This window comes from Flagellimonas sp. (assembly GCF_965215805.1).
Taxonomy (GTDB): Bacteria; Bacteroidota; Bacteroidia; order Flavobacteriales; family Flavobacteriaceae; genus Flagellimonas.
The window spans coordinates 3,901,623-3,917,914 of record NZ_OZ244124.1; the positions used below are offsets into that span (position 1 = coordinate 3,901,623).

A 16,292-nucleotide genomic window follows, 5' to 3' on the forward strand; every position below is an offset into this window, starting at 1 on the left:
TTTTTATTCATACTAGTTATTCTTCCCAGAATTCAGGTACGGTAGTTTCCCACATTACAGAACAATCTGCACAAACCGTTGAAACAACGGCAATATCTCCGCTTGGAGCGGTACTATGGTAGCGCACCGAATCTTCGGCCAATAAATCAAAAATATCCGGAGTCCCGTCGTGGGTAACCAAAGGAGCAATAAATGGCAAACAGGCATCTACATATGGCGGTAAGTCCTCTTCTGGAAAATAGTCGTTGTAATTGAAAAAGATCCTTTGGGATGCTACGGTTGCCACATGAAAGAATCCAAGCACTTTTTCATTTGTATTGCTTGTTGAGCGGACGTTCCCGCTAAAAAATCCAGGCTGACTTGGAGAAAACAAATCGCCTTCAGCAGTCGATTCTTCCAATGTCTCCAGATAGCTGTACGATTCCTGGGAGATGACCATTTGTTTGACCAAAATGCTATAGCGATGCGATAAGATGAAATTATCTCTATCGATAAATCGCAATGAAAACCTTTGCACCTCACCTGAGTTGGACTCCTGAGGCCTGTTCAAGATGATATCGTTGGATAAATCGGTATTGTAACAGGTACGCCCCACATCACCTTCTATTGGCCAAACTACAAGTTCACCCCCTAGGATCCTTAGGGTTTGCCCACTCCAAGAAGGTGCAACTATTTTATATGTTTCTTCGAATTTGTATCGCAAGTACTTTGAAAGCTGGGTATTGTCGTACTCCACTGATATGTCAATACCCTCCGTTCCTTCATTGGTTGTTCTGGATATCGTTAAATTGTTAATGGGGGTAGGTTCCAGCCCCAAAACCGGATCCGATTCATACGTACGCCCATCCCTGGTGGTTACCGTCAACTGATAGGTTCTACCAGGAACAATTCCAAATTCAGTTACTGACCCATAGGTTCCCGGGGTTACCTCTTGAAATTCGTATTGGTTATCAAGGTCGTCCACCACGGTCACACTGGCATTGACCTCTGGTGTTGGAACCAAGTCTTCCAAACGAAATGCCCGATTCAACAATATTTCCTGTTGTTTCACCTCATTGGTGAGAGTCGCCTCAATGACCAAAGCATCCTCAAAAGTTTCAGTTTCGGGCACAAAAGATTCTACACAACCATAAATGCCAACTACTAGAAGAACCAAGATTGTGATTCTTAGCGTGCCAAACTGGGCCTTATATGTCATCTTTCCTTGTGTCAAAACTTAAAATTATAGGTGATGGTTGGTATTGGAATGGCAAAAATGGAGCTTTTATAAGCCTTGATTTGCCCTTCTTCAGTTACAAAGAATACGGAAAACGGGTTGTTCCTTCCCAACACATTGTACACTGATATATTCCAAAAACTATGGGCAAACTTTTTGATTTTGTGGTTTCCTTCGATATTAAAACTGACATCCAATCTGTAGTAATCCGGAATCCTAAATTTGTTTCGGTCACTATAAAAAGTGTATTCCTTGCCCTCGTACACATAATTGCCAACAGGATAGGTCACCGGTCTTCCCGTCTGATACACAAAATTGGCCGAAAGACTAAAACGCCGGTTAAATTTATAGTTGGTCACCAAACTAAGATCATGGGGCTTATCAAAATTGGAAGAAAAATATTCCCCCCCATTTATTCGCTCTTCTTCCAAGTTCCCATCAAATTTGATTAGGGAACGTGAATAGGTATAACCTAGCCACCCATTTACCTTGCCTTGGTTCTTTTTTATCAGCAATTCAACTCCATAGGACTTGCCATCCCCCTGAAGGACATTGGTCTCCACCGTCTCGTTCAGCAAAAGATTGGCTCCGGTCTTATAATCCAATATGTTGGAGAACTTTTTATAATAGCTTTCAATACTTAGTTCGTACTCGTTGTCGTTGATATTTTTATGTAGTCCCAAGGCAAATTGATCAGCTCGTTGGGGTTCTATATTGATGTCCGATAGTTTCCAAGTATCCGTTGGAGAAGCGGTTGTATTGTTGGACAAGGTATGCACATATTGGAAAGTGTTGTTGTAGCTGGCCTTGGCCGAAAGACTTGGAGTCAAAAAATATCGAGTTGACAACCTGGCCTCCAAACCACCATAAGATTTGATTACCTCATTATTGTCAAAAGTTTGGGTCTCCACAAGGGTTTCCTCACTTTTGGGTTGGCCGTCTGCATAGATTCGCTGCGCTGATTCCCCCAAAGCTGCATACCAGGAATACCGTAAACCGGCATTAATGGATAACCTATCATTTATTTTGAAATCATCGGATAGGAACACGGCGGCCTCCAGGCCTTTTTCCTTGGGTAAAAAAACGGGATCAACAATGGATTCTCTGGCCAAAGGTTCAATACTTCCTGGATTTACATTGTAGAGTTTTCCGGAAATTCCATAGTCAAAATTATGGGAAGCATTGTATAAATACTTCATTTTCAACTTTAGCAAGGTCTCTTCAATATCGTACTTCAAATCAAAATCACCCACCGAGTTGGCGTCAAAGTTTATATCGAACTTGTACTGGCTATTTGTAAATATGAGATCTCCTTTGCTCTTGTCACTAAACTTATGGTTCCATTGTAGTGATACCGAACGATTGCTGTAGGTCTGCAAGGAATCCCTGGTCACATTAAAGGCATCCCTGCTATAATACCCCATCACTTTTATATCGTTGTTCTTATTGATCTTATAGTTGTATTTGGCAATCACATCAAAAAATGAAGCTTCACTGTTTTTTAGGTCCTCATCTTCAAGGGAGCGTAAAATCCAATTGGAATAAGTAGCCCTGCCCCCCACTAAAAGTGATGATTTGTCCTTGATAAGCGGTGTTTCCAAGGTTAGATTACCGGTCACAGGACCAATGGAAGCCTCCCCAGAGAATTTTTGGTCGTTTCCGTCTTTGGTGTGAATGTCAAATACCGAGGACAATCTTCCCCCATGTTCAGCCGGGATGTTCCCTTTATAGATATCCACGTTGTTGGAGGTAAATGGATTGATTGCCGAAAAAAGACCAAAGAAATGGGAAGGGTTATAAATGACAGCATGATCCAACAGGATGAGATTTTGGTCGGTTTTTCCCCCTCGTACATTGAATCCGGATGCTCCTTCCCCAGCAGTGGTGACCCCGGGCAAAGTGGTGGCCACTTTAAAGATGTCCCTTTCCCCCAATACCAAGGGTATATTTTTTATTTCCTTGATTTCAATTTGCAGGACACCTCCAATAGTTTCCTCAATATTCCTATTCCTATCCCCTTCCACTACCACTTCGTCCAATACTTCGAAACTCTCTGTAAGATCAAAACTCAACTGTCCATCACCGTAAACAATCAACTCTCTTAGCTCTCCTCTATAGCCCAACGCACTAACCTCTATCTGCTGTCTTCCCACTGGCAAACGTATGCTGTAAAACCCTTGGGCATTAGTGGTTGTACCTTGACCACTTCCTTTGACCACTAGGGCTAAACCCTGAATAGGCTGTTGGGTAACCGAATTAATGGCATACCCTTGAAGGGTCGCAAATCGATTTGGGTTGTTTCTATCCTCCTTCCCAATTTTGACAATTTCTCTCGTTTGTCGCGTTCCTCCTTGCTCCGTTCCTTGTAGGATGGGCATAATATCCCTGGCATCAATGCTTTCCACAACCATTGAATCGGTAGTTTGTTCCTCCGAACTAGGAAAGAAGTTTTCAGGAAGCGCATCATAAATAATACTTCCCTTGGTAAGCACCACCCTTTTGCCATCCATAATATGATAGTTAAGGTTGGTATCGGCGAAAAGGTCGTTTAGAATTTCATTGATGGACATTCCAGCATAACTTTTGGAAATTGAACGGGTATCCAACCAGTCGTCCACATAATAAAAGGTATAGTCCGTGCTTTCTTGAAGTAGAACTACCGCCTCCTTCATGGATATGTTGTCAAAGGACAAACTTAATTGCTCGTCAATTTCCTGTGCAAATCCACAATAAAATCCCAAGATCAATAAAGCACTTAGTATATATTTCATTCTACTGATGTGCTTTTGTTGGGTAACAGTTGTTGGTGTATCAGATCTATCATCTTAATGAAATACTCGTCCCTGCTGTTTTTTTTGAGATAGTCAAAGGATTGTTTGTTCAACGCACTCCTGGCTTCGGGGAAAATTCGGAGTATATCTTTTTTGTTTTTGATTTCGGTCAAGTGCTCTCCATAGCTAACGTAATAGGTATTCTTGCTAACGAATTTATAGCGCACTAGGTTCTTTTTGTAATTGGCAAAACCAACCTTTTTATGTTTTTTCAAGAGTTTAAACAAAGGTGTTTCGGTCAACACTTCATAAAAAGAAGTCACCTTGGCTTGACCTTCCCCCTTATGGATAACTGCAATGAATCTGCGTCCGTCGATAACAAATTCAGAAATTCTCTCCTTGACCAATTTCAACAACTGCACTTGCGCATCACTGCGTAATGGGAGCAAAAGTTCATCTTCATAGAGGTCATATTTCATATCAACATCGAAATAGGTCTCTCCATCAAAAACAATATATCCTTTTAGGTAGTCATTGGATGCATAGAATTTATGGGTTCCATCAACTGCCCCATATTTCTCTACGGTCAAAGTTCCCTCCAGTAGGTTGGTATTTTCAATACCAGTGGTTTTATCTAACCAATTGTAGTGGTCTTTGTCTTGAATGGAAGATTGCCCCAAAGCCCATCCTCCGAAGAAAAGGAACATTGCAAACGCTATTGGAATTGTCCTAGTTTCCTTCATGACATTTTATTGAAAAAGCAACTACCATGGTAACATGCAAGCCGCTCGGCAAGACAGAAAGATGAGGTGAAAATCATGACCGTTTTTCGATTACTCTAATGTAGCTTTTAAAGCTGTGCAAAGAAAATAGTTTAGACGAATAACGTTTTATCCCACAAAACCAACGCTTTTGGGACAACTATGGCCTATTTCGAGCCCTTAAATCAAACAATAAGAACGGAAAAAGCGTATAAGGCGGCTAAGATTTGATTTTGACTGTCCACTCAAAATGGAAGGTAGAGACTTCTATCCCATCTTTATTTACGCCCACCGATTTCATCCAAAAGGTCTGCCCCTGCCCTGTATCAATAGTTTTTTGAACTGCCTCTTCAATTAAATGCCCATCCTCACAGGTAAAAGTTATCCTTCCTGTGGCCTTTTTTGTAAAAGCAGCTTTGTTGTTGGCCACCAACATGGAAATGTTTTTACCACTTTTCTGGATTTGACGAATGACCATAGCCCCCGTACTTAACTCCGCAGCCATGCCCTGAACGGCCCAAAACATGGATCTAAAAGGATTCTGATTGAACCATCTATGCTTTACGCTGGTTACCGCCTTTTGCTCGTCAATATAGGTAAGGCGTACACCGCACCACCACGCGGCTGGTAGTTTAAAAAATGTGAATGTATTGAATTTACTGGGACTAAGAGCCATGACTTCTGTTTTGGTCGGTTAAAAATAACCAAATTAATCGTTAGTTCTATTTGTTAAATATATGTTAATTTATAGTACTTTGTTTTGCATAGTACCATCTTTTAGACATATATTTGCATTGTAAGCTAATAGGTGATGCTTGTCATCAACCCGAACTTGCTTCGGACTCCCATCCAAATTTGGGACCAACCTAGTTGAAATTCTGGAACAAGTTCAGAATGAAAAATTGCAAAATCATCAATTAAAAATGGCAACAACATTAACCAAACACGAACGAAATTTATCCGCGATCATACACGCGTCCACTTTTTCCAAGTATTTTATTCCTTTTGGGAATTTTATTCTACCACTGATCTTGTGGACGGCCAATAAAAAGGAGTATGCATTTGTGGATTACAATGGTAAACAGGCACTTAATTTTCAAATTAGTATGCTGTTGTATTCCATAATAGTTGGATTGGTAAGCATTCCATTTTTTATCGGGTTTTTGCCTGATCTATTTGACTGGAATTTCTTGGGCTTTCATCGGTTAAATGACCTGAACAATTTGAACATCCATTTTGATAGCGACGATTTTCGGTTCGGTCGGTTCTTTTGGCCGGTGGGTATCACAGGGCTGCTTCAGGCGGCCCTAGTTGTGATCAATGTGGTTTACACCATCTTGGCCACCATCAAGACAAATGACGGGGAGACTTTTAAATATCCCATCACCATAAAATTTATAAAGTAACATCACATCAATCAAAATATTAGGAGTTTAATCATCAATCAAAAAACGAAAAAACATCAATCAAACATCTGCCCTGAGCAAAGTCGAAGGGTCAATCAATCAAAAAACGTTTCCGCTCCCTCTTCTCATCAAAGAGGGATTGGGCGGAAGCAAAAAACGAACAGTTAAACAGATCCCGAACCTAGTTCGGCAAAATTAGAACCATGAAGTTATGAACATAGAAAACACAAAAGCACAAATGCGCAAAGGGGTTCTGGAGTATTGCATTCTGTCCATCTTAAATGACAAGGACAAGTATGCCTCCGAAATACTCGGAGCCTTAAAAGACGCTAAGATGCTGGTGGTGGAGGGCACCATATACCCTCTGTTAACGAGGCTGAAAAACGCTGGATTGCTCAACTACCGTTGGGAAGAATCCACCTCTGGCCCACCCCGAAAATATTATGCCCTTACCGAAACAGGACGATTGTTTCTCAACGAATTAAACGGTACCTGGGATGAACTAAGAAATGCAGTTAACCTGGTAACCAACACAAAATAAGAATCTAAAATGAACAAGACAGTAAATATAAATCTAGCCAATACCCTCTTCCACATAGATGACGAGGCGTACAACAAGCTTAGGCGGTATTTGGAATCCATAAAACGTTCCTTCTCCGGAACGGCTGGAAGCGATGAGATCATTGCAGATATTGAAGCAAGGGTCGCTGAACTCTTCCTGGAAAAAATGGAAAACGAAAGGCAAGTCATCACCCAAAAGGAAGTGGACGAAGTCATCAATATTATGGGGCAGCCCGAGGATTATATGGTGGATGAGGACATTTTTGAGGACGAACCGAGGAAAAGCCATACCCAAAGCACCCGAAGAACCAAAAAACTGTACAGGGACATTGACCAAAAGTACATTGGTGGTGTATGTTCCGGTCTGGAACATTACTTGGGCATTGATGCCCTTTGGGTAAGATTGCTTTTTATCCTTTTGACCATTTTCAGTGGTTTCGGACTGGTAGCCTATATCCTCCTTTGGATTTTGGTTCCCGAAGCAGCCACCACCTCCCAAAAACTGGATATGTCGGGAGAGCCCATCAACATCAGCAATATAGAACGCAAAGTAAAAGAGGGGTTTGATGATGTTGCAGACAAGGTAAAAAACGTTGACTACGAAAAGGTAGGCAACAAGGTCAAGAGCAGCTCCAAGACCTTTTTTGATACCATCGGGGATATTATCATGTTCCTGTTCAAGATTTTTGGCAAGTTCATTGGAATATTGCTGATCATTATAGGGGCGTCCAGCCTGGTAGGATTGTTCATTGCCATGTTTACCGTGGGTATGTCCAATGCCGTGCACATTCCCGGAGTGGATTTCTATGAAATTGTGAATACCACGGGAGCACCGGTGTGGCTAATGTCCATCCTTATCTTTTTCGCCATCGGTATTCCGTTTTTCTTCCTGCTCTATTTGGGATTGAAGATTTTGGTGAACAACTTGAAATCCATTGGAAACGTAGCCAAATTCTCCTTGCTTGGACTTTGGTTGATATCCATAGGAACCATTTTTGCCTTAGGTGTTCGTCAGGCAGCGGAATTTGCCAACGTGGGCAGCGTGAACATCAAGGATCAAATGTATGTGGAAAATCCAGAGGATACGCTGGTCATCAAAATGAGAGATTCAGAATTGGAATTCAATATGGATGATGTGCATTTTGGACGCATGCGCTTTACCTATGATGAAAATGACAAGCGGATTTTGATTTCTGACGACGTGAACTTCAAAATTCGAAAGTCCAAAGATGATCAAGTATCCATAAATATCAGAAAGGACTCCCACGGAAGTTCTACACCAGCTGCTAGGGAAAGAGCCAGACAGATCAATTATGGGTATGAGGTGCAGGAAAACGAAATAATCTTTGACGATTATTTGACCACGGCAACCTCCAACAAGGCCAGAAACCAGGAGGTAACCTCAACGATTTTTATTCCCGAAGGGAAAATCATCCAGTTTAATGAATCCACCAGAGGACATGTGGGCCGCGGAATCAAAAACGATAGGGATTACTACAGAAGTAATATGATTGGCCATATATGGATTATGGGAGAAGATGGAGAGCTTAAATGCCAAGATTGCCCAGAAGAAATTGAATCTGATGAAGAGGAAGAAGGTGGACGGATCATTTTGGACGAAAACGGAATCGATATCAATGTGAAAGACCGCAACGATCAATTTAAAATGAAGATTGATGAAGACGGCATAGAAATCAAAACAGGAGATCAATCAAACAATTGAGCAACCATTTTTAACAGTTGGGAAAATATTAGTACAAAATAACAATCATAAACACGAATTTCATACTGAATTCATTTCAGTATCGTTTGAACACTTCATAAAATCAATCAATTAATAACAAATGCCCAGCCAAGCTGAGCATAAAAACAACAATCATGACAACACTAGCTAGAATCGCAATCGCAGTATTATTGGCACTTTTTGCCTCCTCCTGTGTGATGGACATCAACTTTGGGAATGGCAAGAAAGGTAACGGACAGGTGGTGGAGGAAACCAGAAAGGTGACCGAGGAATTTACCGTTGTGTCCGCCTCCGAAGGTCTGGATGTATTTGTAACCCAAGACCAAGACTTCAAAATTGAGGTTGAGGCTGATGAAAACATCATTGACCTTATCGGTACAGATATCAGGGATGGAAAACTTAGAATCCATGCCATTGAGAACATAGGAAGGGCAACCAAAAAGGTTTATGTCTCACTTCCAGAGATCACAGGGCTTAAAAGTTCCAGTGGTGCTGACCTAATCGCACAGAATGTAATCGAATCCGAGAAATTGGATTTGGATGCAAGCAGTGGATCTGACCTTCATATTGAACTTGTAGCCGTAGAAGTTTCTGCAGATGCCAGCAGCGGCGCAGACATTAAGGTGTCTGGTAAAGTAGATGTGCTATATGCAGATGCAAGCAGTGGCGCAGATATAAGGGGAAGGGATTTATTGGCCAAGACCTGTAACGCAGATGCTAGCAGTGGTGCGGGAATCTCTATAAATGTTTCTGAATCCCTTACGGCAGATGCCAGTAGCGGTGCTGACATTTCCTATACAGGCGATGCCAAAGTGCACACAAAAAAATCAGTCTCCGGTAGCGTCCATAAATACTAATTGAACCAAACCATCCAAAACTTGGAAAACCCGTTGAAATTTCAACGGGTTTTTGCTTTTTCAACAACCCTTGTGGTTATCTTAGTGCGTTCAAAACCGAGGCACGTATGCACATTGAAATTAGGAAGTACGAGTTGCAGTTACAGCACCCTTTTGGCATATCAAGGGAAACCTATGCAACCCAAGACACCATGATTGTTTGCTTGTCACACAAGGGAAAAACAGGATATGGTGAATCCACTTCCAATCCCTATTATAACATCACCGTGGAAAGCATGAAGGCGGAGATAGCGGCAGTCCAAAACCAAATCGAGACCTATGAGTTTGACACCCCTGAGCGCTTCTACAGCCATCTGAAAAAATTGGGATTGCAAAATTTCACACTTTGCGCATTGGATTTGGCAGCTCACGATCTTCATGGTAAATTATTGGACAAACCTCTTTATGAAATTTGGGAAACTGACCCTTCAAAATATCCCATCACCAACTACACCATTGGAATTGATACGATTTCAAAAATGGTCGAAAAATTGAAGGAAAAGCCGTGGCCAGTTTATAAAATAAAGCTGGGAACTCCAGATGATGTAGCCATTGTGAGGGAACTCCGCAAACATACCGATAGTGTTTTCCGTATTGACGCCAATTGTGCCTGGACCGCTGAGCAGACCATAGCGAATGCCCCTTTGCTAAAAGACTTAGGGGTGGAATTTTTGGAACAACCCCTTAAAGCGGATGACTGGAAAGGCATGGAAAGGGTTAAAAAGGAAAGTGTACTTCCCGTTATAGCTGATGAAAGTTGTATCGAAGAAGGCGATGTTGAAAAATGTAGCGCGTACTTTGATGGCATCAATATAAAATTAACCAAGTGTGGGGGGCTTACCCCTGCCCTACGTATGATTGGGAAAGGTAAGAGGCTGGGGCTTAAAATCATGGTGGGTTGTATGACAGAATCTTCCGTAGGCATTTCCGCTATTGCGCAATTACTTCCCCAACTGGATTATGTAGACATGGACGGAGCCATGTTGCTTAAGGAGGACATTGCCCATGGAGTAACCATTAAGAACAATGGGGAAATCGTATTCCCGACCACAGCTGGAAGTGGCATAACTCTAAAGTAGTGGCAATGACCATTGATTCTTACCCTGGGCGAACGATTCAGAAAAACGGCAAGGAATATCTCTATTTTGGAGGGACAAGCTACTTAGGCCTTCAATTGGACAAGGAGTTTCAAGACCTGTATATCAAAAACCTAAGGAGGTATGGCACCAATTATGGAGCCTCCCGAAAATCCAACATTCAACTTAAAATCTTTGAAGAAGCGGAGACCCATTTGGCCGAAATGGTGGGCAGCGAATCCTGTATTACCCTTTCTTCCGGATATTTAGCTGCGCAATTGGTGGTGCAGACCCTTGTGAAACAAGGACATCCTGCCATTGCGGTTCCCAATGCACACATTGCCCTTTCAACAGATCATGTCATTCAAACAGCCAGTTCTGAAGAATTTCATGCAAAGCTTACTGAAATCCTGAACTTGGATAAGGACATCATCCCAGCTATCCTCTTTGATACTATTGATTTTTCCAAAGGACAGTATCCAGATTTCGAACTTTTACGGCAATTACCCTTGGATAAAATTATTTTGGTGGGAGATGATTCGCACGGAATGGGTATTGTAGGCGCAAAAGGGAGCGGCTGCTACAGCATATTAAAGCAATTGAAACCTGCCCAATTGATTGTGTGCGCTTCCCTGGGAAAAGGTATGGGGATTCAGGCCGGGGCCATATTTAGCGACAAAAACGCTGTGAATATGCTAAGGAACACCGCTTTTTTTGGCGGGGCAAGTCCTGCGTCTCCTGCCTTCTTGAGCACGCTTTTAAATGCCGGGGATATCTACAGTAAAAAGAGGGCCATATTAATGGAACACCTTGAATACATGGAGGGCATAGCCCATTTTAAGCAACTCTTCACTCATATCAAAGGACATCCCTCATTTGAGTTCTGTAACCCTGAACTGGCTAAATTTTTGGAACAAAACGGTTTTGTTTTCACCAATTTCAATTACCCCGATGATAATGGGCCTATCGTAAGCAGAATTGTGCTAAGCGCCCATCATAAAAAAGAGGATTTACACAAATTAGTGGATTGTCTACATACTTTTATCCTTTGAGGATTGAGTGGTGTCAATTGTGTACCTTGTACCTATCCGTTGAACCATAATTTAAACTGAACTTATGAAGCATCCATTCCTTCGGAAAAAAAGATTGTCCCTGTTAATAGTTCTTTCGCTGATTATTGTGGCCTGTAAGACCGATTCGTCTTCAAAACACAATGGGGTTGAGATGGCTATTGACTCGGTAAAAGAGGCGCACGTGCCCGATAAACGAGTCGCCATCTTTGAAATAGCTGCCGTACCGACCAATGATGGCTACATTGTCAAAGGTGTCACGAACATTCCCGAAGCACTGGACGCCTTGCAAACAAAACTGGAAAAACAACAAATTAAATATATAGATAGTACTGAGGTTCTTCCGTCCCAGGAACTTGAAGGTAAGGTGCACGGTGTCATCAAAGTTTCAGTTGCCAACTTAAGGGGACGACCTGCCCATTCCGCTGAAATGGTCACCCAGGCAATTATGGGAACTCCCATTAAAATTTTTCAAAAAGAAGGAAGTTGGTACCGTATACAAACGCCGGACAAGTATTTGGGCTGGGTGGACAGTGGAGGTCTTGCTTTAATGGACAAAACTCAATTTAATGAATGGCATGGTTCTGATAAATTGATCTATACCAAAACCTTTGGAAATTCCTTTGGGAAAGCAGATAAGGCTTCCCAAGTTGTGTCCGATTTGGTTTTTGGGAACATTCTGCAATTGACCGCTGAAAAAGATGATTTTTTTGAAGTGAACTACGCCGATGGAAAACAGGCTTATGTTTCCAAATCTGAAGCGGCGCCTTACCAGACATGGAAAACACAACTCCCCTATAGCAATGAGGGCTTGGTAGCCACATCCAAAAAAATGCTTGGGGTACCATATCTCTGGGGAGGGACCTCGGCCAAAGGGGTAGACTGTAGTGGCTTTACCAAAACCGTATATTTTATGAACGGAATGATCATCCCTAGAGATGCCTCCCAACAAGTTCATGAAGGGATTTTGGTTGATGTTGATGGAGATTTCAGCAAACTCGTACCTGGAGATTTACTCTTTTTTGGAAGAAAGGCCACGGATTCCACTTTGGAAAAAGCAACCCATGTAGGCATGTGGCTCGGAAATAATGAGTTCATTCATGCTGCTGGGGATGTGCACATTAGCAGCATGGAGCCGAATGCAGAGAACTTTGATGAATTCAATCACAATCGATATCTCAGAACCAAACGTCTCTTAAACGAAAAGGACGAAGGCATTCTTTATTTGACGGAGCAGAAGGTGTTCTAATTTTTTGGTACTGGCAAACATCTAGAAGGAGTTTCGTCTATTACCTATGGATATAGCCGAAAGCTGGATTTTCATATTATCAATTTTGAAGGGTATTTATTGACTATTTGTTAAAAATATCATATCTTATATGTGAAAACGGAATTCTAACACTAAACACAATGCCATGAAAAAAATATTCGGATTGGCTCTGTTGATGTTTTTTCTGGTATCTGCCACAGAATTTGCTTCCCCGCAGCCAGAAGCGATGCACTCAATAGAGGGAACTTGGGAGCTACAGAGCTTTTATAATTACGATGATGGCATCAATGTTTCTGATACAGTCCCTACAGCTGAGGGCTACCGTCAGGTAAAAATGTACTACAACGGAAAGGTTATGTGGAGCAGGCATGCGCCGCAGGATCCCAGGGACTGGTTTGGGTATGGCACCTACAAAATAACTGCAGATTCACTTATAGAGAAATTGGAATTTGGTTCCGCTTCTATGATGTCAGCCCTGGACACACTTCGCGTTTTTAGGTTTGAACTTGAAATGACCGATGACACCTATAGTCAAATCAGTTTTGATGAAGAAGGTCACCGCACATTTTCAGAAAACTACAAGCGCATTGATTAATTGAATTAGCGCTCCACTAAAAAAGGCACCGCAAACCAGCGGTGCCTTTTTTATTATCACAATCTTTTTGGGATATCAATAGCTAAGATACTACGGCCTCCTTGCTCTCCACAGCGGCCAAATAACGTTCCGCATCAAGGGCTGCCATACAACCAGTACCGGCTGCGGTAACCGCTTGGCGATATTCCTTATCCTGTACATCTCCACTTGCAAATACACCTGGTTTGTTGGTCTTGGTGGACTTCCCTTCGGTAATGATATATCCGGTATCATCCATATCCAATTGACCTTTGAAAATATCGGTGTTAGGTTTGTGCCCAATGGCTATAAACAGTCCTGTAATCGCAATATCCTCTTTCTCACCGGTTTGGTTGTTCACCATGCGAAGTCCTTCAACCACCTGATCACCCAAAACCTCATCAACCTCAGTATTGTATTTGATCTCGATATTGTCCAGGCTATTTACCCTATGTTGCATGGCTTTGGAAGCTCTCATATAGTCCTTACGCACCAACATGGTCACCTTTTTACAAATATTGGCCAAATAAGAGGCTTCTTCTGCTGCGGTATCGCCCGCTCCAACAATGGCCACTTCCTGGTCTTTATAAAAGAACCCGTCACAAACGGCACAGGCCGATACACCTCCACCTCTAAGGCGTTGTTCACTGGGAATGTTCAGGTATTTCGCTGTAGCTCCAGTCGAAATGATAACGGTTTCAGCTTCAATTTGCTTGCTATCATCCACAGTGACTTTATGTATTCCTCCTGGTTCATCACTAAATTCAACGGCAGTCACCATTCCAATCCGTACTTCAGTACCAAATCGTTCCGCCTGCTGCTGTAATTGTACCATCATGGTAGGCCCATCAACTCCTTCTGGGTATCCTGGAAAGTTATCCACCTCTGTGGTAGTAGTTAACTGTCCTCCTGGCTCCATTCCCGTATACATTACGGGTTTCAAATCCGCTCTTGAAGCATAAATGGCCGCGGTATACCCAGCAGGCCCTGAGCCTATAATCAATGTTTTTAATCTTTCTATCTGTTCTGACATAACAAAAACTCTCCTAAAATTTGTTCTACAAAAGTAGGTTTTTTGTACAGAAACTTACATTTCACTTTCCATTGAATTGGAATAGTTGTACACAAATTTGTTGGAAAAATGTTGATGCCTGGGAATGGGCACAAAAAAGGAAAAGAGTCCGGGTCTCGACTCTTTGTCCAAACATGCAGGTTAAGTGAATGTAGATATATTGTATGGTGATTCAAAACCGTCGGCCAAGGGGCTCAACCTCAACACCCCTTAGCACAACGGAAACCTCGTAGTTGCCAGAATTAGGTAAGGAACGCTTGAAAAGTGTTCTCAAAATACTTTGTATCTGACTATTCGGAGGTTTGAATCTAGATGTCTATGATCGTTCATTAATTCGTGAACAAACATAATACGCACATTCATGAAAAAGGGCTCCCAATGGACGGATGCCCCTTCTGCGTTTACGGATGACCGTTTTGGATCAATATTTAAAAAATTGATCGTAGTATCTTTAGCAACTGAATAGTGTAAAATTGGTTCATCCCTATAGTTTAGAAGATTCGCTTACATAACTTATCATGAAGGAACATAAGTATCAAATAGATCTTAAATGGATAGGAAGTCAAGGAGTGGGTACGTTAGATTACCGTTCGTACAGCCGGGATTTTGAAGTAAGTGCCCCATTAAAGAGCCACCTGATCCAAGGGTCTTCGGATCCAAGTTTCAGAGGAGATAAAACAAGATATAACCCTGAGGACGTTTTTCTATCTTCAATTGCTTCCTGTCATATGCTTTGGTTCCTGCATTTATGCAGCACAAAAAAAATTGTGGTGTTGGAATACCAAGACGAGGCAACAGGCACCATGACCGAGGAAAAGGATGGTCGTGGGAGGTTTAAGGAAGTGACCCTGCATCCAGAAATCGTTGTTGCAGCATCCGTGGATTTGGAACTTGTGGAAGAACTGCATAAAAAGGCCAACGAAATGTGCTTTATTGCCAACTCATGCAATTTCCCGATTGGACATAAACCCAAGGTAAGAGTACTAGGGCAAGATTGAGATATTTATGTTGGTGCATTCCGTTTATCTACCCATCCATCCACCGTCCACCACAATAATGCTCCCATGCATATAAGCGGCCGCATCTGACGAAAGAAATACCACGGGGCCAGCAAAATCATCTGGTTTTCCCCATCGTTCCGCTGGAATTCTAGCCATAATGGCTTTTGATCTTTCCGAATTTTCTCGAAGATCCTCCGTAATATCCGTGCTAATATACCCTGGTGCTATGGCATTTACATTTACCCCATGTTTGGCCCATTCATTGGCAAATGCCATGGTAAGTTGGCCTATGGCTCCCTTGCTGGCCGCGTAACCAGGAACGGTAATCCCCCCCTGAAAAGTCAAGAGTGAAGCCGTAAACACTATTTTACCCGATCCTCTTGCTACCATATCCTTTCCTATTTCCCGTGTCAGGATAAACTGGGCATTCTGATTCACTTCAATCACTTCATCCCAAAAAGCATCAGAGTGCTCCACAACAGGAGCACGCTTTATGGTTCCTGCATTGTTTATGAGAATATCGATGACAGGAAAATCCGATTTCACCTTATTTATAAAGTTGTAAAGGGAATCCCGTTTACCAAAATCACAGCTATAGGCCGTAAAGTTTCTTCCAATGGCCTTTACCTCCCTTTCCACATCGCTTCCAGAAGCCTCCAATGTAGCGCTGACCCCAATAATATCTGCTCCCGCTTCTGCCAGACCCAAGGCCATGGCTTTTCCAATACCTCGTTTACATCCTGTTACCAATGCAACTTTACTTTCTAAGCTAAACTTATTCAATACTCCCATACGTTGTTCTAAAATTCAGGATTGAGTCCGATTCGTTTTAATT

Annotated in this window: 15 protein-coding genes; 9 read left to right on the plus strand and 6 right to left on the minus strand. The window is 42.1% G+C overall.

What is annotated here, in order from left to right; translation table 11 throughout:
• Nucleotides 1-16: 16 nt before the first annotated feature.
• From ACOOE0_RS17325 to ACOOE0_RS17340, 4 genes are all read right to left on the minus strand, one after another.
• The gene (locus tag ACOOE0_RS17325) at nt 17-1,198 is read right to left on the minus strand and encodes a DUF4249 domain-containing protein (RefSeq protein WP_420400165.1); all 1,182 of its coding nucleotides are present in this window, start codon (nt 1,196-1,198) and stop codon (nt 17-19) included.
• Nucleotides 1,199-1,209: 11 nt separating this feature from the next.
• Nucleotides 1,210-3,987 (minus strand): TonB-dependent receptor, encoded by a 2,778-nt coding sequence (locus ACOOE0_RS17330; RefSeq protein ID WP_420400166.1) that lies wholly within the window; start codon nt 3,985-3,987, stop codon nt 1,210-1,212.
• Nucleotides 3,984-4,730: a hypothetical protein gene (locus ACOOE0_RS17335; RefSeq protein WP_420400167.1), complete on the minus strand. Its 747-nt coding sequence runs from the start codon at nt 4,728-4,730 to the stop codon at nt 3,984-3,986. The genes ACOOE0_RS17330 and ACOOE0_RS17335 overlap by 4 nt, the downstream gene beginning before the upstream one ends.
• A gap of 238 nt (nt 4,731-4,968) precedes the next feature.
• Entirely contained in the window at nt 4,969-5,424 is a 456-nt protein-coding gene (locus tag ACOOE0_RS17340; RefSeq protein WP_420400168.1) for a DUF4442 domain-containing protein, read from the minus strand.
• Between the two features lie 247 nt (nt 5,425-5,671).
• Here ACOOE0_RS17340 and ACOOE0_RS17345 point away from each other — a divergent pair, with 247 nt between their 5' ends.
• From ACOOE0_RS17345 to ACOOE0_RS17380, 8 genes are all read left to right on the plus strand, one after another.
• Nucleotides 5,672-6,154: a DUF4870 domain-containing protein gene (locus ACOOE0_RS17345; RefSeq protein ID WP_420400169.1), complete on the plus strand. Its 483-nt coding sequence runs from the start codon at nt 5,672-5,674 to the stop codon at nt 6,152-6,154.
• A 211-nt stretch (nt 6,155-6,365) separates the two neighbouring features.
• The gene (locus tag ACOOE0_RS17350; protein ID WP_097045933.1) at nt 6,366-6,695 is read left to right on the plus strand and encodes a PadR family transcriptional regulator; all 330 of its coding nucleotides are present in this window, start codon (nt 6,366-6,368) and stop codon (nt 6,693-6,695) included.
• Nucleotides 6,696-6,704: 9 nt separating this feature from the next.
• Nucleotides 6,705-8,438 carry a PspC domain-containing protein gene (locus ACOOE0_RS17355; protein WP_420400170.1) on the plus strand — a complete coding sequence of 578 codons (1,734 nt, stop codon included), beginning with the start codon at nt 6,705-6,707 and terminating at the stop codon, nt 8,436-8,438.
• A 155-nt stretch (nt 8,439-8,593) separates the two neighbouring features.
• Nucleotides 8,594-9,316 (plus strand): head GIN domain-containing protein, encoded by a 723-nt coding sequence (locus ACOOE0_RS17360; RefSeq protein WP_138834055.1) that lies wholly within the window; start codon nt 8,594-8,596, stop codon nt 9,314-9,316.
• Between the two features lie 107 nt (nt 9,317-9,423).
• Nucleotides 9,424-10,434: a dipeptide epimerase gene (locus ACOOE0_RS17365; protein WP_420400171.1), complete on the plus strand. Its 1,011-nt coding sequence runs from the start codon at nt 9,424-9,426 to the stop codon at nt 10,432-10,434.
• A 5-nt stretch (nt 10,435-10,439) separates the two neighbouring features.
• Nucleotides 10,440-11,483 (plus strand): aminotransferase class I/II-fold pyridoxal phosphate-dependent enzyme, encoded by a 1,044-nt coding sequence (locus ACOOE0_RS17370; protein ID WP_420400172.1) that lies wholly within the window; start codon nt 10,440-10,442, stop codon nt 11,481-11,483.
• Nucleotides 11,484-11,547: 64 nt separating this feature from the next.
• Complete coding sequence (locus tag ACOOE0_RS17375; protein WP_420400173.1) at nt 11,548-12,750, plus strand: NlpC/P60 family protein; 1,203 nt, start codon at nt 11,548-11,550, stop codon at nt 12,748-12,750.
• Nucleotides 12,751-12,916: 166 nt separating this feature from the next.
• Nucleotides 12,917-13,366 (plus strand): hypothetical protein, encoded by a 450-nt coding sequence (locus tag ACOOE0_RS17380; protein ID WP_420400174.1) that lies wholly within the window; start codon nt 12,917-12,919, stop codon nt 13,364-13,366.
• Nucleotides 13,367-13,448: 82 nt separating this feature from the next.
• Here the strand turns inward: ACOOE0_RS17380 and trxB are convergent, their stop codons facing one another.
• Nucleotides 13,449-14,417, minus strand: a complete 969-nt coding sequence (trxB, locus tag ACOOE0_RS17385; protein ID WP_420400175.1) for a thioredoxin-disulfide reductase — start codon at nt 14,415-14,417, stop codon at nt 13,449-13,451.
• 557 nt (nt 14,418-14,974) lie between these two features.
• Here trxB and ACOOE0_RS17390 point away from each other — a divergent pair.
• Nucleotides 14,975-15,454: an OsmC family protein gene (locus ACOOE0_RS17390; protein WP_420400176.1), complete on the plus strand. Its 480-nt coding sequence runs from the start codon at nt 14,975-14,977 to the stop codon at nt 15,452-15,454.
• Between the two features lie 24 nt (nt 15,455-15,478).
• Here the strand turns inward: ACOOE0_RS17390 and ACOOE0_RS17395 are convergent, their stop codons facing one another.
• Nucleotides 15,479-16,249: an SDR family NAD(P)-dependent oxidoreductase gene (locus ACOOE0_RS17395; protein WP_420400177.1), complete on the minus strand. Its 771-nt coding sequence runs from the start codon at nt 16,247-16,249 to the stop codon at nt 15,479-15,481.
• Nucleotides 16,250-16,292 lie beyond the last annotated feature (43 nt).